This window comes from Streptomyces hesseae, assembly GCF_031845785.1.
GTDB classification, from domain to species: domain Bacteria; phylum Actinomycetota; class Actinomycetes; order Streptomycetales; family Streptomycetaceae; genus Streptomyces; species Streptomyces hesseae.
Map to the genome: position 1 here is coordinate 1 of NZ_JAVRFI010000029.1, position 26,823 is coordinate 26,823.

The following is a 26,823-nucleotide window of genomic DNA, read 5'->3' on the forward strand; positions in this document are numbered from 1 at the left end:
CGTCGAATACAACACGCTCAACGGTGGCGTCGCGCGACAATACGAGCCCATCCAGGAGTCGGTGCTGCACGGCCCCACCACGGCACGGCCCCGCCCCCCACCCGCCGGAATTGGAGCCATGGCCGAACTTCTCGCCGTCGCCCTCATCACCGTCCTGGCCGTCATCAGCCCTGGCGCCGACTTCGCGATGACCGTTCGTAACAGCTATTTGTACGGGCGTACTCCGGGAATTCTCTCCGCCGTGGGCATCTCGCTCGGCGTACTGGTGCACGTGACCTACACGATTCTGGGCGTGGGCCTGCTCATCGCCCATTCGCCCTCGGTGTTCACGGTCATCAAGCTGGTCGGCGCGGGATATCTCGTCTATGTCGGCTGCAAGACCTTCGTCCAGCGCTCACAGCTGGACATCGACCTCACCGACGGGCCCGCCATTTCCGCCGGCCAGGCCCTGCGCACCGGATTCCTGACGAATGCGCTGAACCCGAAGACCACGCTGTTCGTACTCAGCACCTTCACCCAGGTCATCCACCAGGACACGCCCGTCTGGCGTCAGATCGGCTACGGCCTGTTCATGTCCCTGGCCCACCTGGCGTGGTTCGCCCTGGCGGCGCTGTTCTTCTCGAACGACCGGCTGCGGGCGAAGATGCTGCGCAGCCAGGTGGTGCTGAACAGGGTGATCGGCTCGGTCCTCGTCGGCCTCGGCGTGGCGCTGGCGCTCACGCCGACGACGACGTAACTCCTCCGGAGGGGACCCGAGGGGGACCGGAGGGGGGGACTGGAAGGGGGGACTGGAAGGGGAGGGGCTCAGGCGACAGCGATGCTCTCGACCCGAGGCTCCGCGACCTTGAGGTAATCGCTGCTGGAGAGGGCGAGCGAGCGGTCGAGACGGGCGGCGTTGAAGAAGAACTCGGGGTGCTCGAGCAGCGCCGGGTCGACGATCAGCTCCAGCTCAGGGTCGAAGGAGAACGGCAGGATCGTCCCGCTCACGCACTGCGAGAGCCGCTCGGCGACGTCCTGCGAGGCGAACCCGGCGTAACTCCCGCCGAGCAGCCCCTTGATCGCCGCGAGGTCGACGCGCTTGTCGCCGGACACGACGGCGAGCACGTACCGCTTCTCCTTCTTGCCCAGCTTCACCATGACGACGATGCACTTGGCGGCCTCCGCCGGCGAGTGCCCCCGCAACCGGCTCACGGCCTCGGTCCCGCCCTCGGCCTCGTGCTCGATCACCCGGTAGCCGGCGCCGTGCTCGTCGAGCAGGGCGATCAGCTTCTCGTAGGTCTCGTGCTCACTCATGTCCCCACCCGTGTACTCAAGTAGCTTCAGGATGCATGAGTATGCCAGAGGGCGGGGGTGGCTGGACGGGTGTCCGCGCTGGTCGCGTTGGGTGTACGGCGTTGGCCTGTGGGCGACTTCGGGCCGGACGATGCGTCACCGAGCGTTCTGCGGTCGGATGGGACCGGTCTTCAGGCCATGGACGAACGTTGACCATGCGCTGGTCTCGAAGAGCAGGGTGGGTCCGTGGGGGTTCTTGCTGTCACGGACGGGGGTGAGGGCGGGTAACCCATCGGCTATCTCAATGCAGTCGCTCTGGACGCCGCTGTAGCTGCTCTTGCGCCAGCCGGTGTGTTCGAACACCTGGTTGTAGGGCGTGGGATCGGTCATCTGCTGTGTGCCAGCCGCTCAATGGGGACGCTCCGGGACCACAACTCCTCGGCGTGCTCCACGAAGCGGTGGAACATGCCCTGCTCCCCGCGTCGTCGCAGGTGGAGCAGCGGCGAGTCGTGGCCGACCTGTGTGGCCAGGTGCGGTGTCACGAGCGCTTCGTCGTCGAAGCGGAAGACGGACAGCGAGATGTGGTTCGTGGCGTCCGCAGGAGCGGAGAACCGCGCTTCCAGGCCTTCCGTCGGGCCCATTCTGGACAACTGCTCCAAGGTCGTCCTGATGCGTGTGGACACAGCCATGGCGACGTCCTCGATCTCCTCCCGCTGCGTGGTCACGCTTCCTTCGGGGTCGCCGATCAGGAACCGGACGCGGCAGCCCTTCGCGGCCTTCCGCCGCAGGACGTCGGGGAGGGCGGGTACATGGCTCCACAGGAAGTAGGAGGTGTATCCGCCGAAGAACAGGTCGTCGGTCGCGTCGGAGATGAGCTCGCCCCACACGGTGGACGGGCACGCGGACCGGTACGGGTAGCTACGGACGATTTCCTGGTCGCTCCCGGTCTTCAAACGGTCCCTGACCGCCTTGGGCCACAACATCGCTGCTTCCACTCCCAACGCCGCTGAGGCGTCTTCTCGGTTTCTGGCATGCGGGATCAACTCTTCGTCCGCGACCCACCGTTCCACGGTCTTGCCGGAGACACCGACGCGGAGGGCGAGCTGTCGGGGCGACAGCCCGGCCGATGCCATAGCTGATCGTAGAGCTGAGTTCAAGGAACCCCCTGCGGACGTTTGGGCGTTCTCCGACAGTAGCGCTGGAACGGCCCAACTGTCCGTGCATGGCAGTAAATACGCCTTCTGCGTCCCGGCAGGATCTGCGCATGGAAGCCCTACGGCCGCCGACGGTCGCGGGGCGTGGTCAGCGTGGTCAACGCAAAGGATGCGGGGTCGACAGACAGTGGCAACCTTGATGATTCGATGCCTTGAATGGGTGAGAGCGCTGTGTGCTCCCACATGCTCCGGCCGTACTCGCCACCGCTGCGGCGCTGCTGCCGCCCCCGTGGTGGTGACGGCGCACGGTATCGACTTCGTCCCCCGCTGTCCGGAGGGCGGGCGGTGACCGCCCCGGAGGTCGGGGCGATCGTCCTCGACGCGGGGCGGGACCGTGTGGGTGAGGTCATGGCCGTCGTCGGCGGGCGGGTGTTGCTCAGGGCGCCCGGGGGCGGCCGGGAGTGGGAAGCGCTGCCGGGCGATCTCCGCCCGGCCGACACGGGCGACGCGCTCCGCGCGCGCGTCGCGGACGTCAACGAGCGGAGCCGCCGCGAGGCCGCGCTCGGGACGGGCCCGGGGCCCGTGAGCCCGCCCGCGCGGTGCCGGGTCTGCTGGGAGATCAAGCAGGGCCGTTACCGGGCCGTCGACGTCGGCGACCGTGACGAGGCCGCCCGGCTGGCGACCGCCATGGGGCGGCACCAGCGGGCGGCGCACCCGGACTGATCGAGGGGCTCAGCCGCCGAGGGCGCTGAGGTGCTGATGGAGCGCCTCGTGCCCCTCGGCGCCGGGGTGGAGGCCGTCGACGAGCAGATGGGTCCGCTCGCGCAGCGGCTCCCACATGTCGAGGAAGTCGACGTGGTTCTCGTCGCACCAGGCCCGCAGGGACTCGCGCAGTTCCAGCGCCCGGGCCCGGGTGAAGCACAGGCCCTCGTAGACAGGCGCGCGTTCCTCGTCGAGCCACGTCGGACCCGCGACGACGAGCCGCGCGTTGTGGCTCAAGGCCGTGGCGGCGAGCGAGCCGAGACTGTCCGCGAGGTGCGTCAGCCCGTTCGGCAGCGCGGAGTCGTTGATGCCGGCGGCGACGAGGAGGGTGTCGGGCAGGCGAGGGGCCAGCAGTGCGGGTGTCTGCTCGCTGACGTCGACCAGCGTGCTGCCGGGGATGGCCAGGTTGAAGACCCGGTGCGCGAGCTCGTTCGCCGCGATGTGGGCGGTCGCAAGCCGGGCCGCCCATCCGCCCTGCGGATCGCAGCGCCCGTAGGCGATGCTGTCGCCCACGATCACGATGCGCTGTGCCGGGCGGAGCGGGTTCGCGTCCAGGTAGGCCCAGGCGGTCTCCCCGGAGGAGAGACGTACGCGCCGACGGGCGTAGTCGTCGACCTCGTACTCGTCGGCGGCGGCGAGGTCCGCGTCGGTGAGGTGCAGGACGGCCCCCTCGACCTCGGCGCCGATCCTGCGCTCCAGGGTCAGGTGGACGTCGAGGCCGCTGGTGGCGATCACGGACTCGTCGGTGATCTGGATCGGTCGGGTCGTATATCCGGCCAGCGACGCCGGAGAAGTGGGCACGGACCGGCCGAAAAGCTCTTTCTGGACCCGTTCGTCCAGCAACGTGCCGAAGGAAAACAGGGTGTGGGGGCGTGACTCGATCACAGTGGGCTGCTCGGCCTTTCTGCAAGAACTGATCGAGCCACCCTAACCATCGGCCCGAACGGCCTTGAGGTGGGCGGACAGCCGATGGAGCACCGTCCACGCCTGGGCGTCGGTGCCGTCGCCGAGGGGGTAGTGGACGACGGCGGGCCCCAGCCGCAGGGGGGTGAGGTCGAGCGGCGGGCGGAGCGCGTGGTCGAGGCCGGTCCGGCGGACGTCGGCGGCGCCCAGCGTGAAGGAGACGGGGATCGGCGGGGCCTCGAAGCGCGGCGGCACGGCGAGGTCGCGGCGGCCCCGGCGCAGGGAGACGAGGAGCGATACGAGACCGTGCTCGTCGGCGAGCGTACGGGCGAGGGGCTCGACGGCGTCGAGGGGCGGGGTCTCGTCCCGGCCGTAGCCGAGGGTGAGGGTGACGTCCTCGGCCACGCCGCCCTCGGTGCGGCTGACGCGGAGGGTCGCGAGGGCCGGGCGGTCGGGGTGGCCGACGGCGAGGAGGTGGGTGGGCTCGGGGGAGCGCTCGCGGGCGAGGGCGGTCAACTGCCCATTCGACCAGGGGAGATTGACGGGCTCGGCGGTGCCCCAGCCCGCGGGGCCCGCGCCGGTGAGCGCGGTCCAGGCGGCGCGGAGGGCGCTGCCGAGGACGAGGTCGTCGGTGACGTGCTCGTGCAGGACGCGGAAGGAGGCGATCAGCTGCCGGTCGGTGGTGGGCGTGGTGTCCGAGAACGGCTTGGCCACGGGGGTCTCGCCAGCTTCCGTTCGGGCGGGGGTGAAGGTGCCGTTCTCCCAGCGGAGTTCCGCACCGGAGAGCCCGTCGTAGTAGTGGTTTCCGCTGTCTTGGACGACCCAGCGATTGGGCGCACCGGCGAGGGCGGTACGCAGGGGGAGGCTGAGGCGTACGTGGGACGGTGTGACGATCTGGAGGGCGAGCCCGGCGGCGCCGACGGTTCGCAGGACCTCGGACATCCAGGCGTTGAGGGGGACGACGGGCCGGTCGGCGAGGACGACGGCGGTGGAGCCGGTGAGCACGTCGACGGCGAGCCCGGCCTCGTCGGTGGTGGCGGTGACCTCACCGGCACCATTACCCACGGGAACGACGTCGAGCGACGCGGCCTCGGCGGGCCACACCGCCCCGCCGAGCAGCATGCTCAACCGCCCCGCCACGGACCCGGCGAGCGGCGCGGCCTCGGGCAACGCGGTCGAGGCCCGCACCTCGGTCCACCAATAGGGCACCGGAGGCGCCCCGACCCCATCCCCGAGCAGCCGCTCCGCCTCACCGGGCACATGCACGAGCAACGGCGCCTCGACGGACACGAGCGGCTGCCCATCCACCGCCCGCAGCTGAACGACGGCCCCGTCGTTGACCCCGCTGGCCTCGGCATCGGGCCCACCCGCGTAGAGCCCGGCCACGACGGCCCAGGAGTCGGGCATCTTGGGGGTGAGGGCTATGACGTCTTTCATGTGCCTTCCTGGTGGATCAGGGGCGACAGGCCCGGGTTCGTCTCCATGGCGCGGCTTTTAGGCTGGCGCGCATGAGTGATCTGTACGAGCTCCAGCTCGCCTGGGAGCTGGGTGACACCCTGCCGGGCGAGGTCCTTGACGACCTTCGATGGCACATGGGCCTCCAGGGGGAGGATCCCTTGGACGGCGATCTCGAGTGCGAGCCCCTGCTTGCGGCCCGTGGCTCCGCGTCGCGTATCGGCGGAGCCTTGTTCGGCGAGCTGGTGCGGGGACGACGGGGCTGGTCCGTGACGGTCAGACAGGAGATGCATGTCGAAGAACTCCCTGAACTGCACGATTTGTTGAGGCGCCTGGCTGCCCATTCGCCCTCTATCGATCCCGTGGGTCAGCTCCGGCATTACGAGGACCATGTTCCTGAATTGCTGGTGATCCAAGCCGGCGTGGTGGCCCGGCAGCCCCTTGAAGTTGCCGAGTCGGAACCCGTCGCGTTTCCTTACGACCTTTTCTGACGATGGCGCCAGTCATGCAAAGTGAACTTGCCGGGCAAGTCATGTAACAAGGTCGGTTCTTGCGTTTCTGTCCTTGAGGGCATCGAAGGGGTGGTTCACTTCGACGCCCTCAAGGCTCTTCTTTGGGTCGTTACGCTCCGGTCAGTCGTTCAGGAGACGCGTGACGTGGAGCGCCACTTCCGCATTTGCGATCATTCGAGTGATCTCGATCGGAGGGTGCCGGAACTCTTCCATCACCACTGCGTAAGGCTCCACTTGATGATGTTCCCCATCGAGGCCGGTGGCTTCGATCACGTAACGGAAGCCCTGCGGAGCGGTGGAGTCGTGAGTGACACGCCAGGCTCCCCCGCATCGATGGATCAGGACATCTGCCAGGTAGGAGGTCAGATCTGTGTGGAGTGTGATCCAGTCGGACTGCTCGAACTCGCTCAGGGGGAGGCGGTCGACGTAGTTCTGGAGTGCAACCAGTAGGATCAGCGGATCCGTCGAATAGGCGTCAGGTGTAGTCCCGAGCATCTCTGCCAATGCGACTGCGTTCTGGCGAGCTCCCTCGCTCCAGCGGATGGGATCCGCCTGGTGGGCCCTGGGTGTGTCGTTCTCCACTGAATTCCCCTATCGCTTCTTCGGGGTTATTGTCTCATACTCCAAGAAAATTATCTTCGCCTTTTGTAGGTACTCGCGCAGCTCTGTTGACGGGGGTGCGTGAGTAAACGACCAGCGAGGGTCAAATTTCGGGTCGAGTTTGCGGAGCGCCACGTCCTTGTTGATTTGTTCCTTGAGTCCCTTGCTCAGTGGAACTTCGACGCGCTCGGCCCTGCTGGTGCCGTCCGCGAACTTGATCGTACGGAACTCCTGATAAGTCTTGACCTCGACGGCGAGGGTGCGGCCGTCCGGCAGGTCCACCGGGACGTCGACCTTTCTTCCGCCCTTGGCGGTGACGGGGAATTCAGGATCCGTGTTCGTGGCGACCGGATAATGGCGTTCGGCGCCGCCGCCATACATGCTGCGGTGGAATTCTTCTCCCGCCGACCAGCGGGTCTTCTTGTCCCGCATTTTTCGGACTTCTTCGAGCGTGAGCCCGCCCCTGCCCGGGGGAAGCGCCGGGCGTGACAGATCGGGCTCATGCCCAGGGCTGTCGACATGTGGTTGATGGGTCGCGTCTTGAGGGTGTGCTTCTGCTGCGTGCTCAGCCGGCTCATGTGAGGCTGCGTCAAGAGGGTGATCGCCATGATGATCCGAGTGCCCCGGTGTGGCGTTGTGCGAGTTACCGCCCTCGTGGGCATTGCTCGGGCGGGCGTCACCTCCGCCGCTATGTCCGCTTGTGCCGGAAGAAGGGGCGCCGTGACCGGACTGGGAGGGCGTGCCGTGGCCCGAGCCGGGTACCTCGTGGCTGCCTCCGCCAGGAGGGTGTGTCGACGCGTGGCCGCCACCGCTTCTACCAGTCGCGCCCGGAACCTCGTGGCTCGCGGACGGCCCCCGGCCGAGGTCGTGGGCAGCGCCCCCCGGCACGTGGCCGCCGGCGCTGCCGTCCGGTACGTGCTGCGCGGACCCGCCCGGCGTGTGGCCGGCCGGTCCTCCGGGGACGTGCCCTCCGGCGCCGCCACCCGGTAGGTGCCCGCCAGGCTCGCCCGGTACGTGCCCCGCCGAGCCGCCGCCCGGACCGTGACCGCCCGGCGGCACGTGCTCCCCGCCGCGCGTCGCCGACGACGTCGCCTCGCCGCCCGCGTGGACGCCCGCCGCGACCGGGACCTTTTCGTGCTCCGAAACCGTGGAGTGCGGCTGCGGTTGCGCCTCGCGCGACTTCGCGGCTGCGGCGGCGCGTTCGTCGGCCGAGAGTTCCTTCGTCGCGGCCTGGAGCTCCTTGCCCTGTGCGTCGAAGAAGCGGCTGCTTCCCTTGTCGAGGTAGACGACCTTGTCGCCGTCGGCGAGGAACGGGACCGCGCTCTCCGGCAGGTTCGGCGGGCGCTTGGGAAGGGCCGCACCCTCCGCCGGGAGCTTGAACGTTTCTTCGGCGATATGGACCGTCGAGCCCACCCGGAGGTTCTTCAGGCCCGACATCAGGTCGCCCACCTTCACAAAGGTGAACTTGCCCGCCTTGCCCACGTACGTCATCGGGTCGACGACCTTGGCGACCTTGCTCAGCGCGCCGACCGTCTTCGCGACAGCGCCACCCTTTGCCGCCGCGCCCGATCCGCCCGTGAAAACCGTGGTGAGAACGTTGAAGGTGACCCCGCCGGCCGCGCGGGCCGGGTTCTTGCCCCATTGGTCGTAGGCGACGAGGGCCTTGCCCGTCTCCTTCATCGCCGTGCGCGAGTCGCGCAGCCAGCTGGGGAGTTTGTCGTCGGGGGTCATCCAGTAGGCGGCGCCGAGGGGTGAGGCGGTGATGGCCAGGCCCGTGGCGAGTTTGGCCAGGCCCGTCCAGGCCTGGCCGGCCTTGTCCCAGCCGTCGGTGCCGACGAGGGTGCCCAGGCCCTTGATCGTGCCCCAGACGCCGTCGACGATGAAGCCGTCCCAGACGAAGCTCTTGATCTGGTGGCCCAGCCAGGCGATGCCCGTGTACTCGCGCTCCGCCATCGAGCCCCACGGCGTCGACTCGGCGTGATCGAGGTCGCTCGCCTTGTAGCCGTACATGTTCGGCTTGTGGGAGCCGTCGTCGACGGTGAGCTTCTCCCCGCCGACCAGGGCGACGATCGTGTCGTGACAGGCGCGCTCGGCGTCGGTGAAGGCGGCGACGGTGGCGTTGACGCTGCGCCACAGGTTGTTGTTGTGGTCGACCTTCTTCTTGTCCCGGCGCCAGTGGTCGTCGCCCTCGACGCTCTTGACGAAGGCCGTGGCCTCGTCCTTGAGGTCGCCGAGTTTCTTGGCCAGCGGGCGTATCTCGGTCGCGTACGTGCTCAGCGCGCCGGAGACCTTCTCGAGGTCGCTCGCGAACGCGCCGGCCTTCGTCGCCACCGGTGCTGTCGTCGCGAAGAGCTTCTCCGCCTCCGGTGCCTTGTAGCAGGCCTGGAGGCCCTGGAACGTGGAGTGGACGGACGCGCCCGAGTCGCGGAAGCCCTTGGCGTCCGAGGCCAGTGTCTTCGCGTCGGACACCAGCGTGTCGACGTTACCGGTGAACTGGGGTATGCCCGAGGGGACGATGAGTTCCTCGTCGCTCACTTCTTGCCACCGTCCTGCCCGGGCATGTCTATCTTGGGCTCCTTCAGGGCATCGCTCTGGGCGGTCGCGGCCATCTCCACATCACCCTCGACGTAATGGCGCGTGGCCTCGGACGCGCCGTTCAGCGAGGCGGCCGTGCGCTTGGCGATGTAGGTCAGGTCGCTCGACCACTTGTTGGCGAACTCCGCCAATGCCCCCGCGACAGGGCCGCTCGGCACCGGGCCGCAGACCATGCCGCTGATCGTGCCCGCCGCCGTCGCCGCGCTCGGCAGGGTCTTCTGCACGCTCTCGCCCGCCTTCGACAGGCCCTCGGCCGCCGTCGCCGTCCTGCTCAGTACTCCGCCCACCTCAGCCGGACGGATGTCCCACGCCGTCATGGAGCCCCCCTGTCCCCGATCCCCGCCACACCGTCGATGTCTGTAGCCGATGGCTGTACGTGACACCCTGCCATAACCGACTGACAATCCTGTTTCCCGGCGCCCGGGCGCGTCAGTCGGCGTCGAATGTCCCCTCAGCCCCGCCCGTCCTCCGCGTCCGTCGAGTACGCCACGCCCCGCTGCGCCTCCAGGTCGGCCAGCCGCTGCGTCAGCGCCGTCCGCCCCATCTCGTACGCGTCGCTGCCGAGGACGAGACGGCTCGGTGCCGGGTCCTGGTCCGCGCTGTCGATGACGGCGCGGGCCAGTCTCGCCGGGTCGCCGATGGGGTCGATCGCGGTGCCGGCCAGCATGCTGCGGCGGAACTCGCCCAGGTCGGTGGCCTCGTACGCCTCCAGGGGAGCCGCCTGGTCGAGGCCCCGGTCGATGAACGCGGTACGGATCGCGCCCGGTTCGACGATCGTGGTCTGGATGCCGAAGGGGGCGACCTCCTGGCGCAGCGACTCGAAGAACCCTTCGATGCCCCATTTGGTGGCGTGGTACAGGCTCAGCAACGGGAAGGCGATCTGGCCGCCGATGCTGGAGATCTGGACGATCCGGCCCCCGCCCTGCTCCCGCAGGTGGGGCAGCGCCGCCCGGGCCACCTGGATCGAGCCGGTGAGATTGGTGGCGAGTTGCCGGGCGATCTGCTCGTCCGTCAGCTCCTCGGCCGCGCCGAAGAGCCCGTAGCCCGCGTTGTTCACCACGACATCGATACGGCCGAACGCCGCGAACGCCTCGTCGACGACCCGCCGGACGGCCGGCGTGTCGGTGACGTCCAGGGAGAGGACCCGCAGCCGGTCACCGTGCTCCGCCGCGAGGTCGTCCAGGGTCTCGGTCCGCCGCGCCGTGGCGGCGACGCGGCAGCCCCGGACGAGCAGCAGCTCGGTCAGCTGGCGGCCGATGCCCGAGGAGGTGCCGGTGATGAACCAGGTCTTGTGGGGGTGCGGCGGGTGGGGGGGTTGGGGGGGGTGGGGGGGGGCGGTGGTGGCGGGCATCCCGGGACCTCTCGTGCGCTCTCGTGTGCTCTCGTGCGGTGGAGCCCCCCTGCCGTGCCTCCTATCCCTGCCCCCACCCGGCGGCCATCGTCACTCCCGCATATGGGCGGTTTCTATGACAAACCCCTTGGGAAGAGTCACAACCTGACATCGCATGAGGTGTTATTTGGGGGTGTTCGACCCCATTCGGACCCCGCCCACCCAAGGAGGCACCCATGCGGCCACGCGGTCGAGGCACACGCGCCAGGGCCGCCGCCGGGCTCGCCTGCTGCGCGGCCGTCGCCCTGCTGGCGGGCGCGACGAGTGGCTGCGGCGGGGGCGGGGGCGGCACCGCCGTGGGGGCCGTACGGGCCTCGTGGGGGGATCCGCAGGGGCCGCTGGAGCCCGCCAACACCAATGAGGTGCAGGGCGGCAAGGTCCTCAACATGATCTTCCGCGGGCTGAAGGCCTACGACCCCCGCACCGGCGCCGCCGTCAACATGGTCGCCGAGAAGATCGCGAGCCCCGACCAGCGGCACTTCACCATCACCGTCAAGGACGGCTGGACCTTCAGCGACGGCGAGAAGGTCACCGCGAGATCCTTCGTCGACGCCTGGAACTACGCCGCCCTCGTCGACAACAAACAGAAGAACGCCTCCTTCTTCCAGGACATCGAGGGCTACGACAAGGTCCACCCCGCCGCCGGGTCCCCCACCGCCAGGACCCTCTCCGGCCTCGCCGTCAAGGACGAGCGGACCTTCACCGTCGCCCTGCGCACCACGTTCTCCACCTGGCCCGACACCCTCGGCTACTCCGCCTACGCGCCGCTGCCCAGGGCCTTCTACGACCAGCACGAGAAATGGCTGAAGAAGCCCATCGGCAACGGGCCGTACCTCATCGACTCGTACACCAAGGGTTCCCAGATGAGGCTCACCCGCTGGGACCGCTACGCGGGGCCCGACAAGGCCCGCAACAGCGGAGTGGAGCTACGGGTCTACACCGACAACAACACCGCCTACACCGACCTCCAGGCCGGCAACATCGACCTCGTCGACGACATCCCCAGCGCCCAGCTGAAGAACGTCGCGAAGGACCTCGGCGACCGCTACATCAACCAGCCCGCCGGCATCATCCAGACCCTCGTCTTCCCGATGTACGACCCCGCCTGGAACAAGCCCGGCATGGAGAAGGTCCGCCAGGGCCTGTCCATGGCCATCGACCGCAAGCAGATCACCGAGCAGATCTACCGGCGGACCCGCACCCCCGCCACCGACTGGACCTCACCCGTCCTCGGCGCCAAGGGCGGCTACAAGGAAGGGCTGTGCGGGGAGGCCTGCGGCTACGACCCCACCCGGGCCAGGAAGCTGATCGAGGACGGCGGTGGGCTCCCCGGCGGCCGGGTCACCATCACCTCGAACGTCGACACCGGCTCCCACCGGCTGTGGATGGACGCCGTCTGCAACAGCATCAACAACGCCCTGGGCAAGGACCAGGCCTGCACCGTCGACCCCGTCGGCACCTTCGCCGACTTCCGCAACCAGATCACCGACCACCGGATGACCGGCATGTTCCGCTCCGGCTGGCAGATGGACTACCCGCTCGTCCAGAACTTCCTCCAGCCGCTCTACTACACCGACGCCTCCTCCAACTACGGGAAGTTCAGCGACAAGGGCTTCGACAAGCTCGTCGACGAGGCCAACGCCGAATCCGACACGGCCAAGGCCGTCGCGAAGTTCCAGCAGGCGGAGAAGATCCTCGCCGCCCAGATGCCCGCCATCCCGCTCTGGTACCAGAACGGCAGCGCCGGCTACTCCACCGACATCACCGACGTCGAGCTCAACCCCTTCAGTGTGCCCGTCTACGAGCGGATCACCGTCAAGTAGCCCCTCGGCCGAACGAATCCGGAGTCCTGATGGGACGGTATGTGATCCGGCGGCTGCTCCAGATGATCCCCGTGTTCATCGGCAGCACGTTCCTGATCTTCCTCATGGTGTACGCCCTCGGCGACCCCATCGCCGCGCTCTTCGGCGACAAGGCGCCCGACCCCGCGACCGCCGCGCGCATCCGCCAGGAGCTCTACCTCGACAAGCCCCTGTGGCTCCAATACGCCCACTACATGGGGCAGATCCTCACCGGCGACTTCGGCACCGCCTTCAACGGTCAGGAGGTCCTGGAGCTGATGGCCGACGCTTTCCCCGTGACCGTACGCCTCACGATCGTCGCCATCCTCTTCGAGATCGTCATCGGCGTCACCCTCGGCCTCCTCAGCGGACTGCGCCGCGGCCGCTCCCTGGACACCTCCGTGCTGCTGCTCACCCTGATCGTGGTCTCCGTGCCGACCTTCGTCAGCGGCTATGTGCTCCAGTACCTCATCGGCGTCAAATGGGCGGTGGTCTCACCGTCCGTATCGCCCGAGGCGCCCTTCGACGAACTCCTCCTGCCGGGCGTCGTGCTCGCCCTCACTTCGCTCGCCTACGTCACCCGCCTCACCCGCACCTCCATCGCCGAGAACTCCCGTGCCGACTACCTCCGCACCGCCATCGCCAAGGGCCTGCCCCGGCACCGCGTCATCACCCGGCACCTGCTGCGCAACTCCCTCATCCCCGTCGTCACCTTCATCGGCACCGACATCGGCGCCCTGATGGGCGGCGCCATCGTCACCGAGCGGATCTTCAACATCCACGGCGTCGGCTTCCAGCTCTACCAGGGCATCCTCCGGCAGAACTCGCCCACCGTCGTCGGCTTCGTGACCATCCTCGTCATCGTCTTCCTCATGGCGAACCTGCTCGTCGACCTCCTCTACGCCGTGCTCGACCCGAGGATCCGCTATGCCTGACACGCCGCCCCCACTTTCCCCAGGACCGCCCCAAGGCCCGCCGGTGCCCCCTTACGCCGACCCCTCCGACCCGAACGCCACCATCACACCCGGCGACGGCGGCGCCATGACCCTGGCCACCAGCGACGCGGCGACCCTCGAGAACGGCCCCGTCCCCGGCGGCGCCGGCAGCGGCAAGGCCCGCAGCCTCTGGTCCGACGCCTGGCACGACCTGCGCCGCAACCCCGTCTTCATCGTCTCCGCGCTCGTCATCGCCTTCCTCGCCCTCATCGCCATCTGGCCGGGCGCCGTCGCCGGCGGCAACCCGCTCAGCTGCGACCTCGCCAAGGCCCAGGACGGCCCCGCGCCCGGCCACCCCTTCGGCTTCGACACCCAGGGCTGCGACGTCTACACCCGTACGATCTACGGCGCGCGGGCCTCCATCACCGTCGGCGTCTGCGCCACCGCCGGGGCCGCGCTGCTCGGCAGCGTGCTCGGCGGGCTCGCCGGGTTCTACGGCGGCTGGTGGGACGCGCTGCTCTCCCGGCTCGCCGACATCTTCTTCGGCATCCCGATCATCCTCGGCGGACTCGTCTTCCTCTCCGTCGTCCCCAGCGGCTCCGTCTGGCCGGTCGTCGGCTTCATCGTGCTGCTGGGCTGGCCGCAGATCTCCCGGATCGCCCGCGGCTCGGTCGTCGGCGCCAGACAGCACGACTACGTCCAGGCCGCGCGCGCCCTCGGCGCCGGCAACGCGCGCCTGCTGCTCCGCCACATCGCGCCCAACGCCGTCGCGCCCGTCATCGTCGTCGCGACCATCGCGCTGGGCACCTACATCGCGCTGGAGGCGACCCTGTCCTTCGTCGGCGTCGGCCTCCGGCCGCCCACCGTCTCCTGGGGGATCGACATCTCCAACGCCTCCATCCAGATCCGCAACGCCCCCCACATGCTGCTGTGGCCGGCGGGGGCGCTGAGCATCACGGTGCTCGCGTTCATCATGCTCGGCGACGCGGTGCGCGACGCCCTCGACCCCAAGCTGCGCTGAGGGAATGCGACATGACGACTGCACTGCTCGACGTACGCGACCTGCGCGTGGAGTTCCGCACCCGGGACGGGGTGGCCCAGGCCGTCAACGGCGTCAGCTACTCCGTCGCCGCCGGCGAGACCCTGGCGGTGCTCGGCGAGTCCGGCTCCGGCAAGTCCGTGACCGCCCAGGCCGTCATGGGCATCCTCGACTCGCCGCCCGGCTGGGTCACCGGCGGCGAGGTCCTCTTCCGCGGCCGTGACCTCCTCACCATGGGCGAGGAGCACCGCCGCCGGATCCGCGGCGCCAAGCTGGCCATGATCTTCCAGGACGCGCTCTCCGCGCTGAACCCCGTGATGACCGTCGGCGCCCAGCTCGGCGAGATGTACGAGGTCCACGAGGGCATGACCCGCAAGGACGCCCGCGCCCGGGCCGTCCGGCTGATGGACCGGGTCCGCATCCCGGCGGCGAAGGAGCGCGCCGGGGACTACCCCCACCAGTTCTCCGGTGGAATGCGTCAGCGCATCATGATCGCGATGGCGCTGGCCCTGGAGCCGGACCTGATCATCGCCGACGAGCCGACGACCGCGCTGGACGTCACCGTCCAGGCGCAGGTGATGGACCTGCTGGCGGAGTTGCAGAGCGAGTACGACATGGGGCTCATCCTCATCACCCACGACCTGGGCGTCGTAGCCGACGTCGCCGACCGGATCGCGGTGATGTACGCGGGCCGCATCGTCGAGACCGCCCCCGTGCGCGAGCTCTACGCCGCGCCCGCCCACCCGTACACCAAGGGCCTGCTGGACTCCATCCCCCGCCTGGACCACAAGGGCCGGGAGCTCTACGCGATCAAGGGCATGCCGCCCAGCCTCACGGCCATCCCGCCCGGCTGCCCCTTCAACCCGCGCTGCCCCCTGGCCCAGGACATCTGCCGCACCGACCGGCCACCGCTGTTCGACGTGGCCCCGGGGCGCGGCAGCGCCTGCCACTTCTGGAAGGAGACCCTCGGTGAGTCCGGTGAGAGCTGACGGCGGTGAGTCGATCCTTGAGGTAAGAGACCTGGTCAAGCACTACCCGCTGCACCGGGGCATCCTCTTCAAGAAGCAGGTCGGCGCCGTCCACGCCGTGGACGACCTCTCCTTCGAACTGCGGCGCGGCGAGACGCTCGGCATCGTGGGGGAGTCCGGCTGCGGCAAGTCCACCGTCGCCAAGCTGCTCGTCCACCTGGAGCGGCCGACCGCCGGGCGGATCCTCTACAAGGGCGAGGACATCACCCGGCTGTCCGGGCGTGCGCTGAAGGCCGTCCGCCGCAACATCCAGATGGTCTTCCAGGACCCGTACACCTCGCTCAACCCCCGGATGACGGTCGGCGACATCGTCGGGGAACCCTTCGAGATCCACCCCGAGGCCGCGCCCAAGGGCAGCCGGCGGCAGCGGGTGCGGGAGCTCCTGGACGTGGTCGGGCTCAGCCCGGAGCACATCAACCGCTATCCGCACCAGTTCAGCGGGGGCCAGCGGCAGCGGATCGGCATCGCGCGGGGACTGGCGCTGCGGCCCGAGGTGATCGTGGCCGACGAACCGGTCTCGGCGCTGGACGTCTCGGTGCAGGCACAGGTGGTCAACCTGCTGGCGCGGCTCCAGGAGGAGTTCGAGCTGTCGTACGTCTTCATCGCGCACGACCTGTCGGTGGTGCGGCACATCTCCGACCGGGTCGCGGTGATGTACCTCGGGCGCTTCGCGGAGGTGGGAACGGACCGGGAGATCTACGACCACCCCACGCATCCGTACACGCAGGCGCTGCTTTCCGCTGTGCCGGTACCGGATCCGCTGGCGCGGGAGCGGCGCGAACGGATCTTGCTGAGTGGTGACATCCCGTCCCCGGCGGACCCGCCTTCGGGGTGCCGCTTCCGTACGCGGTGCTGGAAGGCGCGGGAGAAGTGCGCGGAGGTTGTGCCGGGGCTGGAGGTGCCGGAGTGGTTTCGGGGCGGGGGAGCGGTGGCGCACGCGTCGGCTTGTCACTACGCGGAGGAGAGGAGCGTCGTTCCGCGGGAGTGAGGCCCCCGGCTACCACTCCCTCGGGACGACCTCCACCCCCATCGGCTGGAGCGCCAGCGCCGGCCGTGGGTGGATCCGCTCCGGGCGGATGAGCTCCAGGCGGTAGCGGCGCCAGATGTCCGCGACGATGTGCACCGTCTCCGTCGTCGCGACCGCCGCGCCGATGCAGACGCGCGGCCCGAGGCCGAAGGGGAAGTACGAACCGCGGGGCACCGACGGGCCCTTGCCCGTCCAGCGCTCGGGGCGGAACTCCTCGGGGTCCTCCCAGTGGCGGGGGTCGCGGTGGGCGACCCACTGGCTGACGGTCACCGTCGTCCCGGCGGGGATCAGGTGGCCGCTGAACTCCATGTCCTCCATGGCGTCCCGGCTGGTCAGCCAGACCGGCGAGTAGAGCCGCAGGGACTCGCGGACCACCGCGTTGGTGTACGGCAGAGCCTCCATGCGGGCGAGCCCGGCCGGGGTGGCGGCGAAGGCGGCCTCGGCCTCCGCCCGTACCCGTTCGGCGATCTCGGGGTGCTGGGCGAGGAGGACGCTCGTCCAGACGACGGCGTCGTTCGTCGTCTCGAACCCGGCCATGATCAGGGTGGCGAGCTCGTCGCGGAGCTCGTCCGGGGTCGGGGGCGGGTCGCCGTGGACGAGCGCGTGGAGGACGGGCGCCCGGTCGGGGTCGGCGGCCGCGGGGGAGGCGGCGAGGGCGCGCAGGGTGCGGTCGACGCGGGCCATCGAGCGCCGGATGCGCAGCTTGCGCGGGGTGGGCACCCATTCGGGCAGCAGCACGGGGGAGGTGGACAGGTCCATGATGGGGGAGACCAGCCGGGCGATCTCCGCGGTGTCCTCCTCGCCGAACTCGTCGCCGAACATCAGCGACGTCACCAGCCGCAGTGTCAGCACGGAGACGTCGGCCTGGAGGTCACGTGAGGCGCCGGAGTGCCAGCCGGCGAGCATGCGCTCGCCCTGGTCGGCGACGATCTCGGCCGCCTTGGTGGAGAGTCTGCGGCCGAAGGCGGGCTGCATCCGGTGCCGTTTGGCCTGCCAGGTGGCGCCGTCGCTGTTCATGGTCGACAGCGGGAAGCCCTGGCGGCGCGAGCCGCGCCGGGTGTCCGCGCTGGCCTTGGAGAACTTGGCGTTCCGGTCGACCAGCATCCGTTCGACGTCGCCCGGCGAGGTCAGCAGCACATTGTTGGCGCCGAGCCGCACCACGTCCCCGTAGGTGCGGGAGCACTCGGTCAGGAAGCCGAGCGGGTCCGTGCTGAACGCGTGGAGATTTCCCAGGTACTTGTCCCCGCCCGGGCCCGGGATGCCGGTGCCGGCGTCGGCACCGGGGGAAGCGGCAGTGGTCATGGACGCCTCGCAGGTCGGTCGGTGGACGGAAAGGCCGGTGGCCGCGGCATCGCTGCCGCGGCCACCGGTTGAGGTCACCGTGCCGGTTTAGTAGTACGAGTACGGCAGGGTGAGGCGGTCCTTACGAGTGAGCCGGGCGAAAAGGGCCCCGGTGAGGATCATCTTGCGCATGGCGTGCACCTCCTTCTCGAGCTCGTCGATTCCCTGAGGGATCGCTTCCTGGTGTGGCCACCACCGCTCTGCGATGGTGAGACAGTAGGCATGTGCCTCTGGGATAACAAGAGTTGACAGGGATCCCGCGCGCATGGTTCGGCGGGTGGTGTTCCGCTTGCTGTGCGCCGGTTTCGCGCGCTCCTTCACCGTAACCCGGAGCCTCTCATTACGGGCCGGGCCGGAACTCGGGAAAGTGGCACGCGGTCAGATGCCCCTCCCCGTCGCCCTCGGCCGGCACCAGAGGAGGCACCTCCTCCGCGCACGTCTCCCGCGCCTTCCAGCAGCGCGTACGGAAGCGGCAGCCGGACGGCGGCAGGATCGGGGAGGGGACGTCCCCGGTCAGCCGGATCCTTTCCCGGGACGTTCCCTCGGTGTCCGTCGCCTCCGGCACCGCCGACAGCAGCGCGTGGGTGTACGGGTGGCGGGGGCGGCGGTAGATGTCGTCGCGGTCGCCGGATTCCACGATCCTGCCGAGGTACATCACCGCCACGCGCTGGGAGAAGTGCCGTACGACGGCCAGGTCGTGGGCGATGAACAGGAACGCGATGCCCAGCTCCCGCCGGAGCCGGGCCAGCAGATTGACCACCTGCGCCTGGATGGAGACGTCCAGGGCCGACACCGGCTCGTCCGCGATGATCACCTTGGGCTCCAGCGCCAGCGCGCGGGCCACGCCGATGCGCTGCCGCTGGCCGCCGGAGAACTCGTGCGGGAAGCGGTTGAAGTGCTCGGGGCTGAGGCCGACGACCTCCAGCAGCTCGCGCACCCGGGCCTCGCGGCCGCCCGGGGGATCGATGCCGTTGATCTCCATGGGCCCGGAGATGATCTTGCCGACGGTCTGCCGGGGGTTCAGCGAGGAGTAGGGGTCCTGGAAGATCATCTGGATCTCGGAGCGGATCGGGGCCAGCCGTCTGCGGTCGGCGTGGGTGATGTCCTCGCCCCGGTAGTGGATCCGGCCGGCCGTCGGCTCCAGCAACCGGGTCAGCAGCCGGCCCGTCGTGGACTTGCCGCAGCCGGACTCGCCGACGAGGCCGAAGCTCTCCCCGGCCCGTACGGTCAGGTCGATCCCGTCCACCGCCTGGACGGCGCCGACCTTCCGCTTCACCGGGAAACCGCCCATGATCGGGAAGTGTTTGGTCAGGCCCTCGGCGACGAGCAGCGGCTGCCGGCCGTCCTGCGGGGGAATGCTGTGGGTCATAAAGGCGCTCCTCAGCCCAGTCGGGGCCTGATCTGCTCGGTGAAGACGGTCTGCCGCTGTCCGGCCGTGAGATGGCAGGCCGCGCCGCGGCCCGCCGGCGCCTCCGGGCGTTCCGTTTCGCACCGGTCGCCCCCGACGAGGGAGGCGTACGCGCAACGCGGCCGGAACGGACAGCCGGGCGGCGGCGCCAGCAGGCTCGGCGGGGTGCCGGGAATGGGGGTGAGCGGCGCGTCCACGTCCGAGGTGAGACGCGGCATCGAGCCCAACAGGCCCCAGGTGTAGGGGTGATAGGGCTCGCGCAGCACCTCGCGGACCGGGCCGCGCTCGACGACGCGGCCCGCGTACATCACCAGCAGGTCGTCGACGGTGTTGGCGACGACGCCCAGGTCGTGGGTGATGAGGATGATCGACGAACCGGACTGCCGCTGGAGGTCCCCCAGCAGATCGAGGATCTGCGCCTGGACGGTGACGTCGAGGGCCGTGGTGGGCTCGTCGGCGATCAGCAGCTCGGGGTCGCAGACCAGGGCCATGGCGATCATCGCGCGCTGCCGCATCCCGCCGGAGAACTGGTGGGGGTAGTCGTCCACGCGCAGCGCGGCGTTGGGGATGCCGACCTTCTCCAGCATCTCGACCGCGCGCAGGCGCGCGTCGCGGCGGGAGGCGCCGGTGTGCTTGCGGAAGGGCTCGGCGATCTGCCGGCCGACGGTGTAGTAGGGCGAGAGGGCGGTCAGCGAGTCCTGGAAGATCATCGCGACCTTGTCGCCGCGGAGCTTCTCCAGGACGGACTCGGCGGCGGCGGTCATCTCCTGGCCGTCGAGGAGGATCTCGCCCTCGATCGCGGTGCTGCGCGGCTCGTGGAGCCCCAGCACGGCGAGGCCGGTGACGGACTTGCCGGAGCCGGACTCGCCGACGATGCCGAGGGTGCGGCCGCGGTGGAGGTCGAGGGAGAGGTCGTCGACGGCGTGGACGGTGCCGTCTTCCGTGCGGAAGCGGATGCGGAGATTTCTTACGGAGAGGAAGGGGGTTGCCATGGGGCTCCTGACGGCGGGTGGGCTGTGGCTGGTACGGGGCGGCGCCCCCGCCGGACGGGCCGGCAGTCCGTCCGGCGGCGCGGGAAGGAGCGGAAACGGGGAGAGCGGCCCGCAGGGCTCGCCGTCACGCCAGCCGTACCCTCGGGTCGATGAACGCGTACGCCGCGTCGACGACGATGTTGGCGATGACGATCGCCGTGCAGCCGACGAGCATCACGGCCATCAGCGTCGGCAGGTCCGTCTCGCTGACGGAGGAGACCGCGAGCCGCCCCAGCCCGTGGAGGCTGAAGGTGAACTCCGTGATGATCGCCCCGCCGAACAGCGAGCCCAGGTCGATGCCGAAGATGGTGACGATCGGCGCCATCGCCCCGCGCCACGCGTAGCGGAAGAAGACCGCGCGTCTGCCGAGGCCCTTGGCGCGCGCGGTGCGCACATGGTCCTCGGCGAGCTGCTCGATCATCTGGGAGCGGGTCATCCGGCTGTAGTTGGCGATGAAGATGATGGAGAGCACCAGCCAGGGGATGATCATGCCCGTGAACCACTTCACCGGGTTGTCGGTGATCGGGTAGTAGGCGGGGTTGTCCATCCAGTGCAGCCCGCTGACCAGCACGGCCAGCGCGATGACGCCCACGAAGTAGATCTGGAGGGCGTTGCCGAGGAGGGACAGGGAGCTGACGGCCTTGTCGATCCAGGTGCCCCGGAAGGCGGCGGCGAGCATGCCGATGCCCACGCCGACGGTCAGGAAGACGGCCGCGCCGCCGAGGGTGATGGACAGCGTGGTGGGGAAGCGGTCGACGATCGTGCCCCAGACCGGCTGCTGGTTGGAGAAGGAGTAGCCGAAGCAGGGGGCCGGGCAGTGGCCGACGGTGAGGTCGCGGCCGGCGAAGATGCCCACCATGTAGTGCCAGTACTGGACGGGCACGGGCTGGTCGAGGCCCAGGTTCTTGTTGATCACCGCGAGGGAGTCGGCGGTGCAGTTCTTGCCGCAGGACATCAGGGCGGGCTCGGAGGGCAGCGCGAAGAAGAGGAAGAACGTGATCGCGCTGATCAGCAGGATGATGACGATCGCGCCGAGGGTTCGGCGGGCGAGGAATCTCAGCATGGCTCGCGTTCTTCGTCCAGGCGTCCGGGAAGACGGGGAGAGGGGAAGAGGGAGGGCGGGACGGGCGCCGGGCCCGTCCCGCCCCGCGGTCACTGCTTCACGAACACGGCGGTCGGGTCGACGGTCCCGTACACCGGGTGGTACTTGATCCCGCCGAGGTTCGAACCCCACAGCGAGAACTGGTTGTTGTAGAAGGTCGGCACGCCCGGCACGTCCTCGGTGAGGACCTTGTCGGCGAGCTTCTGCCACGCGGGGGCCGCCTGCTTCACATCGGGCAGGGCGCTGATGCGGTCGATCTCCGCGTTCACCTTGGGGTCGTTGAGGTGGCCGTAGTTCTGGGCGCCGTCGGCGATCTGCCGGCCGTCGAAGAGCGGCGGGACGACGGTCGAGGAGACCGGCCAGTCCGCGCCCCAGGAGGTGCGGTAGAGGTCGTAGTCGTTCTTCACCTTCGCGATCTCGGTGCGCCAGACGTTGGAGTCGATCTCTTTGCGCTGCACCTTGAAGCCCGCCCGCTCCAGGGCCTGGACGACCACCACCTGGACCTTCTGCTGGACGTCGGTATTGGCGTAGGCGTAGACGACCTCCTGGCCGAGCTTTCCGGCCTCCTTCAGCAGCTCCTTGGCCTTGTCGGGGTCGCCGGCGGGCTTGGCCTTCTTCCCGAAGGGGTCGGTCGGCTGGTAGCCGTCCATGGCGGGGGAGAGGAAGTTGGTGGCGAGCACCCCGGCGGTCGCCCCGCCGTTCTGCTGGAGGATCTGCCCGTTGGGCATGGCGTAGGCAAGGGCCTTGCGGACCCTTACGTCCTTGAGGCGGTCGGTGTTGAAGCTGATGTAGTCGACGTACGGCTGGATCTCCAGCAGCCGGCGGTTCTTGGTGTCGGCCTGGGCGAGGACCTTCTCCGTCATCTCCGGGGCGACGGCGTTGCTGAACGACATGGTGTTCTTGTCGCCGCCCTGGTCGGCCAGGAAGCGCCGGGTGGAGTCGGCGTACTGGTGGCCGAAGCTGATCTCGAACCTGTCCGCGTACTGGTGGCGGATGGGGTCCGTCTTCGGATCCCATTGATCGTTGCGAACGAGGGTGAGGGATTTGCCGACCTTGTAGTCGCCGACCTTGTACGGGCCGGAGGAGAAGGGCGCGTTGTCGTACTTCTGCTGGGTGTCCTTCTCGGCCTTGACCGGGCCGATGTTGGGCATAGCGGTGGCGAAGGGGGTGTCGGCGTGCGGCGTGCGGAAGTGGAAGATCACCGTCTTGTCGTCCGGGGTGTCCAGGACGGACGCCGGCAGGTGCTGTCCCTTGTAGGGGCCGTCGGGCAGCGCCTTGCGGAAGTCGTTGCCGTCGCCGGAGAGCCACTGGGGGATGTAGAGGGGGCCGTCCGTCTCGAAGGAGGCGTAGAGCCGCTCGACGCCCCAGCGGATGTCCTTGGACGTGATCGGCGAGCCGTCCTCGAACTTCAGCCCGTCCTTGAGGGTGAACTTCCAGGTGCGGCCGCCGTCCGAGGCCGCGCCCGCGTCGGTGGCCAGATCGCCGACGACCTTGACCCGGCCCTTGTCGTCCGTCTTGTAGGAGGTCAGGGTGCGGTTGTAGAGCATCTGGTTGGTGAGGACGTCCGCGTAGTAGATCTGGCCCGGGTCCAGGTGGTTGAAGGCGTCGCGCTGGAGGACGCCGACCGTGCCGCCCTTCTTCGCGCCCTGGACCTCGGGGGCGGGGCCGGTGGAGTCGGCCTTGGTGCCGATGGAGTAGTTGGCGGACCTGGTCTTGTCCTCGCCCGGCCCCTGGCTCTTGTCACCGTCCCCGCCGCCACCGCCTCCGCTGCTGCACGCGGAGAGCACCACGGCGCCCGCTGCCACGGCGACGGCCGAGAGCCGGACTCTTGACCTGAGGGACCTTGACATACGAGTCATGGATCGCTGCACCTGCCTGTTCGCCGGACGGATCGTGACATGTCATGGCAGTGACGCGTGGCCGGTGGGCCGTCAGCGTCGGGTCCGGGGGTCGAAGGCGTCCCGGACCGAGTCCCCGAGCAGATTGAAGGCGACCACGAAGACGATCATCGCGAGCCCGGGGAAGAAGATATAGGTGATGTCGCTTTCGTAATACTTGGCGCCGTTGGCGAACATCCGGCCCCAGTCGGGCGTGGGCTCCAGGATCCCCACGCCGATGAAGGACAGCCCCGCCTCGATCGTCACGGTGGTGGGGAGCATCAGCGTCGCCTGCACCAGGATCGGCGTCCAGAGGTTGGGCAGCAGTTCCTTGGTGATGATCCGCCAGGGCGAGGCGCCGGTGACCTTCGCCGCCTCGATGAACTCCCGCTCCCGCAGGCTGAGCACCTGCCCGCGCAGCAGCCGCGCGAGCCCCATCCAGCCCAGCACCCACAGCACCAGGATCAGGGTGATCACCCGCAGATAGGTGGGGGTCTCCTTGCCGGGGCTGACGAAGAGCGAGTAGACGACGGGCGTGAAGGCGACGAACGACAGCTGGGCCGGGAAGGCCAGCAGCAGGTCGATGAAACGGCCCAGGAAGTAGTCTGTCCGGCCGCCGACGTACCCGGCGGTCACCCCGACCACGATGCCGGTGAGCACGCACAGCACGGTGGCCGCGGCGGCGATCAGCAGCGAGGTGCGGATGCCGTAGACGAGCTGGGTGAGTACGTCGCGGCCCAGGGTCGGCTCGATGCCGAACCAGAACTCCCCGGAGATCCCGCCGTTGGGCCGGACCGGATAACCGTACTGATTGAGCAGCCCGGTCTCGTTGAGCCCGTACGTCGTGGTGGGGTCCTTGCCGTAGAGCAGGGAGATCAGCGGGGCCGCCACCGCGACCACGAAGAAGAACAGCACGATCCAGGCGGATACGACGCCGGTGCGGTCGCGTTTGAAGCGCCGCCACATCAGCTGTCCGGGCGATCGGCCCACGAGACCGGCCGTCCCCGCGACGGCGGCCTCGGGGGGCGGGGGGGTCGGGGGAGGCGCCTCGGAAGGGCTCTGGGAAGGACTCGTCATCGCGCACATCCCCCGCAACTCTCGTCACCACGGCCACTAGTGGCAATCACCAACACGGGTGAGCTGAGCGGACTTTCGCAATGGGCGCGCGGTGCAGTCAAGGGGGCCGGTGCGTGGGATGCGGTCTTCTCCCGCATCTTGAGCGAAGGTTGTGCGTATTGAGGTGGCGGCGTGCTTGACAGCAGGTCAAGCACGCCGCGCCCGTGTCACCCCGAGAGGGTCAGGTGATCTTCAACGACCGCTTGAGGAAGTCCACTTGGAGTAGCAGAAGATTCTCCGCCACCTGCTCCTGCGGGGTCATGTGCGTCACGCCCGACAGCGGCAGCACCTCGTGCGGACGGCCCGCCGCCAGCAGCGCCGAGGACAGCCGCAGGGTGTGCGCGGCGACCACATTGTCGTCCGCGAGACCGTGGACGATCATCAGCGGACGGGTTTGATCCGCCGGCGACGACAGACCGTCGTCGGTGACCAGGGAGTTCCGCGCGTACACCTCCGGCCGCTCCTCGGGCATGCCCAGATAGCGCTCGGTGTAGTGGGTGTCGTACAGCCGCCAGTCGGTGACCGGCGCGCCCGCCACGGCGGCGTGGAAGACGTCGGGACGGCGCAGCACCGCGAGGGCCGCCAGATAGCCGCCGTACGACCAGCCGCGGATACCCACCCGGCCGAGGTCCAGCGGGAACTCCTCCGCCAGCGCGTGCAGCGCCTCCACCTGGTCGTCCAGAGTCGCGCCCGCGAAGTCCTCGTGGACGGCCCTCTCCCAGGCCGGCGAAGTGTGCGGGGTGCCCCGGCCGTCCGCGACGACGACCGCGAAGCCCTGGTCGGCGAACCACTGCGAGGTCAGATGGGCGTTGTGCGTGGCGGCGACGCGCAGCCCGTGCGGCCCACCGTAGGGGTCCATGAGTACCGGCAGCGGGCCGTCGCCCTCCTTGTAGCCGCTCGGCAGCAGCACGGCGGTGGGGATCCGCCGGGCGCCCGCCGAGACGAACCGGGGCCGGGCGGCCAGGACCGGCGTCTCGGCGTGGGAGACCACGGACGAGATCTGCTTGCCGTCGCGCAGCACCCGGACCTCCGTCCCGGGCCGCTCCGGGTCCGCCGACGCCAGGACGGTCACCGCGCCCGTACGGACCGCCGAGTGCCGGCCCCGGCCCTCCGAGACGCGCTCCACGCCCCGCTCGCCGACCCGGTACACATGGGCCTCGCCCAGTTCCGGGTCGGAGGCTTCCGCTCCGGCGGAGGCGGAGATCAGGATGTCGTCCTCCCCGATGTCCAGCACCGCCAGCACGTGAAGATCCGGTCCCGTCAGCGCCCGGTCGCCGGCCATGAGGATCCGGGCCCCGCTCTCGTCGCTGATCCGCAGCAGCTCCCCGGCGGGCGTCCACGCGGGCACACCGTCGAAAAGTTCAAGCCACTTCGGATCCTCGTCCGTGTGCAGGACCCGCGTGGCCCCGGAGGCCGTGTCGACGGTCAGATACACCTGGGTCCGCTGGTCACGGGCCTGGACGAGCAGCAGCGGCGGCCCGTCGGCCGACCAGTGCACCCGCGCGAGATAGGGGAAGCGCTCGCGGTCCCACTCGATGTCCGTCCGCGTGCCGTCCAGGCCCGCCAGGGAGAGCGACACCTCCGCGTTGGGGGTGCCGGCCGCCGGGTAGGCGACCTCGGCGGGCGCCGCCTCCGGGTGGGCCGGGTCGGCGATCCACCAGCGGCGCACGGGCGCGTCGTCCACGCGGGCGACCAGCAGCGCGTCGCTGTCCGGCGACCACCAGAAGCCGCGCGAACGGTCCATCTCCTCGGCCGCGATGAACTCCGCCAGCCCCCAGGAGACGGTCCCGCCGTCCGGCTCGGCCAGGATCCGGTCGTGGTCGCCGCCGCCCACCTCCACCACCCGAAGGGAGTTGTGCGCGACGAACGCCACGTGGCGGCCGTCGGGGGACGGCCGGGGGTCGCTCACCGGGCCCGGAACGTGGTGCTCGCGGACCGTGCCGCTCCGCAGCTCGGCGGAGAACAGCCGTCCGGAGAGCGCGAACGCGGCCACCTCCACCGCGGCGTCAACCGCGTACCCCACGATGCCCGCCGCCCCTTCGCGGCTGCGCTCGCGACGTGCCCGCTCCTCGGCGGACAGCTCCTCGTCCGCGCCTTCCAGCAGCGCGTACGCATCGGCGGCCGGGTACTCCCGGCCCTCCTCCAGATCCAGCACCCACAGGACGTTCTCCCGGTCGGTGCCCGCGCGGGAGCGCAGGAAGACGACACGCGTGCCGTCCGGGGAGACGCTGAAGGAACGCGGCGCGCCCAGGGTGAAGCGCTGAGTACGGGCGTGCTGACGGGGAAACGAGAGCTGTCCGGTCATGCGGGGGAGCCTACGGGCCTTACCACCGGGTTCACCCAAGACGGCGAGAACTCGCCGTGCGCCCCGTGTTTGCTCCTGTGCTCCGAGTCATGCACGCGCACGGAAAGTTATGATCGCTCGCGCATAGTGG

General features: G+C 69.6%; 25 protein-coding genes. 8 read left to right on the plus strand and 17 right to left on the minus strand.

Annotated features, from left to right (window positions below; all coding sequences use genetic code 11):
• Positions 1-118: 118 nt before the first annotated feature.
• Positions 119-736 carry a LysE family translocator gene (locus RM609_RS29975; protein WP_311615153.1) on the plus strand — a complete coding sequence of 206 codons (618 nt, stop codon included), beginning with the start codon at positions 119-121 and terminating at the stop codon, positions 734-736.
• Positions 737-804: 68 nt separating this feature from the next.
• Here RM609_RS29975 and RM609_RS29980 read toward each other — a convergent pair whose 3' ends face one another.
• From RM609_RS29980 to RM609_RS29990, 3 genes are all read right to left on the minus strand, one after another.
• Complete coding sequence (locus RM609_RS29980) at positions 805-1,293, minus strand: YbaK/EbsC family protein (protein WP_311615004.1); 489 nt, start codon at positions 1,291-1,293, stop codon at positions 805-807.
• Positions 1,294-1,428: 135 nt separating this feature from the next.
• Positions 1,429-1,662, minus strand: coding sequence for a DUF397 domain-containing protein (locus RM609_RS29985; RefSeq protein ID WP_311615006.1), 234 nt, complete (start codon positions 1,660-1,662; stop codon positions 1,429-1,431).
• Positions 1,659-2,255, minus strand: coding sequence for an XRE family transcriptional regulator (locus RM609_RS29990; RefSeq protein WP_311615008.1), 597 nt, complete (start codon positions 2,253-2,255; stop codon positions 1,659-1,661). Before RM609_RS29990 ends, RM609_RS29985 begins: the two co-directional genes overlap by 4 nt.
• Before the next feature lie 516 nt (positions 2,256-2,771).
• Between RM609_RS29990 and RM609_RS29995 the strand changes: the two genes are divergently transcribed.
• Positions 2,772-3,149 carry a hypothetical protein gene (locus RM609_RS29995; RefSeq protein ID WP_311615010.1) on the plus strand — a complete coding sequence of 126 codons (378 nt, stop codon included), beginning with the start codon at positions 2,772-2,774 and terminating at the stop codon, positions 3,147-3,149.
• A 9-nt stretch (positions 3,150-3,158) separates the two neighbouring features.
• On the opposite strand, the gene RM609_RS30000 is transcribed toward RM609_RS29995, so the two are convergent.
• Positions 3,159-4,073, minus strand: coding sequence for a GDSL-type esterase/lipase family protein (locus RM609_RS30000; protein WP_311615012.1), 915 nt, complete (start codon positions 4,071-4,073; stop codon positions 3,159-3,161).
• Positions 4,074-4,115: 42 nt separating this feature from the next.
• Positions 4,116-5,528, minus strand: a complete 1,413-nt coding sequence (locus RM609_RS30005) for a DUF6177 family protein (protein WP_311615014.1) — start codon at positions 5,526-5,528, stop codon at positions 4,116-4,118.
• Positions 5,529-5,599: 71 nt separating this feature from the next.
• Here RM609_RS30005 and RM609_RS30010 point away from each other — a divergent pair, with 71 nt between their 5' ends.
• Entirely contained in the window at positions 5,600-6,037 is a 438-nt protein-coding gene (locus RM609_RS30010; RefSeq protein WP_311615016.1) for a hypothetical protein, read from the plus strand.
• Positions 6,038-6,178: 141 nt separating this feature from the next.
• Here RM609_RS30010 and RM609_RS30015 read toward each other — a convergent pair whose 3' ends face one another.
• The 4 genes from RM609_RS30015 to RM609_RS30030 form a co-directional block, all read right to left on the minus strand.
• Entirely contained in the window at positions 6,179-6,640 is a 462-nt protein-coding gene (locus RM609_RS30015; RefSeq protein ID WP_311615018.1) for a hypothetical protein, read from the minus strand.
• 9 nt (positions 6,641-6,649) lie between these two features.
• Positions 6,650-9,193 (minus strand): hypothetical protein, encoded by a 2,544-nt coding sequence (locus tag RM609_RS30020; RefSeq protein WP_311615020.1) that lies wholly within the window; start codon positions 9,191-9,193, stop codon positions 6,650-6,652.
• Positions 9,190-9,570, minus strand: coding sequence for a DUF6507 family protein (locus RM609_RS30025; protein ID WP_311615022.1), 381 nt, complete (start codon positions 9,568-9,570; stop codon positions 9,190-9,192). The genes RM609_RS30020 and RM609_RS30025 overlap by 4 nt, the downstream gene beginning before the upstream one ends.
• A gap of 134 nt (positions 9,571-9,704) precedes the next feature.
• Positions 9,705-10,604: an SDR family oxidoreductase gene (locus tag RM609_RS30030; RefSeq protein ID WP_311615024.1), complete on the minus strand. Its 900-nt coding sequence runs from the start codon at positions 10,602-10,604 to the stop codon at positions 9,705-9,707.
• A 215-nt stretch (positions 10,605-10,819) separates the two neighbouring features.
• On the opposite strand from RM609_RS30030, the gene RM609_RS30035 reads away from it, so the two are divergent.
• From RM609_RS30035 to RM609_RS30055, 5 genes are all read left to right on the plus strand, one after another.
• A complete protein-coding gene (locus tag RM609_RS30035) occupies positions 10,820-12,466 on the plus strand; it encodes a peptide ABC transporter substrate-binding protein (protein ID WP_311615025.1) in 1,647 nt (548 codons plus the stop codon).
• A 29-nt stretch (positions 12,467-12,495) separates the two neighbouring features.
• Positions 12,496-13,419, plus strand: coding sequence for an ABC transporter permease (locus RM609_RS30040; protein WP_311615027.1), 924 nt, complete (start codon positions 12,496-12,498; stop codon positions 13,417-13,419).
• Positions 13,420-13,525: 106 nt separating this feature from the next.
• Entirely contained in the window at positions 13,526-14,440 is a 915-nt protein-coding gene (locus tag RM609_RS30045) for an ABC transporter permease (protein ID WP_311615155.1), read from the plus strand.
• A gap of 11 nt (positions 14,441-14,451) precedes the next feature.
• Positions 14,452-15,447 (plus strand): ABC transporter ATP-binding protein, encoded by a 996-nt coding sequence (locus RM609_RS30050; RefSeq protein WP_311615029.1) that lies wholly within the window; start codon positions 14,452-14,454, stop codon positions 15,445-15,447.
• Positions 15,428-16,474, plus strand: a complete 1,047-nt coding sequence (locus tag RM609_RS30055; protein ID WP_311615031.1) for an ABC transporter ATP-binding protein — start codon at positions 15,428-15,430, stop codon at positions 16,472-16,474. The genes RM609_RS30050 and RM609_RS30055 overlap by 20 nt, the downstream gene beginning before the upstream one ends.
• Before the next feature lie 9 nt (positions 16,475-16,483).
• Here RM609_RS30055 and RM609_RS30060 read toward each other — a convergent pair whose 3' ends face one another.
• From RM609_RS30060 to RM609_RS30095, 8 genes are all read right to left on the minus strand, one after another.
• Positions 16,484-17,815, minus strand: a complete 1,332-nt coding sequence (locus RM609_RS30060; RefSeq protein ID WP_311615032.1) for a cytochrome P450 — start codon at positions 17,813-17,815, stop codon at positions 16,484-16,486.
• An 87-nt stretch (positions 17,816-17,902) separates the two neighbouring features.
• Complete coding sequence (locus tag RM609_RS30065; protein ID WP_275126706.1) at positions 17,903-17,986, minus strand: cittilin family RiPP precursor; 84 nt, start codon at positions 17,984-17,986, stop codon at positions 17,903-17,905.
• Between the two features lie 208 nt (positions 17,987-18,194).
• On the minus strand, positions 18,195-19,223 hold the full coding sequence (locus RM609_RS30070) for an ABC transporter ATP-binding protein (RefSeq protein WP_311615034.1): 1,029 nt from the start codon (positions 19,221-19,223) through the stop codon (positions 18,195-18,197).
• Between the two features lie 11 nt (positions 19,224-19,234).
• Entirely contained in the window at positions 19,235-20,254 is a 1,020-nt protein-coding gene (locus RM609_RS30075) for an ABC transporter ATP-binding protein (RefSeq protein WP_311615036.1), read from the minus strand.
• 124 nt (positions 20,255-20,378) lie between these two features.
• A complete protein-coding gene (locus RM609_RS30080; protein WP_311615037.1) occupies positions 20,379-21,356 on the minus strand; it encodes an ABC transporter permease in 978 nt (325 codons plus the stop codon).
• Between the two features lie 89 nt (positions 21,357-21,445).
• Positions 21,446-23,245: an ABC transporter substrate-binding protein gene (locus tag RM609_RS30085; RefSeq protein WP_311615038.1), complete on the minus strand. Its 1,800-nt coding sequence runs from the start codon at positions 23,243-23,245 to the stop codon at positions 21,446-21,448.
• A gap of 81 nt (positions 23,246-23,326) precedes the next feature.
• The gene (locus RM609_RS30090) at positions 23,327-24,349 is read right to left on the minus strand and encodes an ABC transporter permease (RefSeq protein ID WP_438828571.1); all 1,023 of its coding nucleotides are present in this window, start codon (positions 24,347-24,349) and stop codon (positions 23,327-23,329) included.
• Positions 24,350-24,569: 220 nt separating this feature from the next.
• Entirely contained in the window at positions 24,570-26,693 is a 2,124-nt protein-coding gene (locus RM609_RS30095) for a S9 family peptidase (protein ID WP_311615040.1), read from the minus strand.
• Positions 26,694-26,823 lie beyond the last annotated feature (130 nt).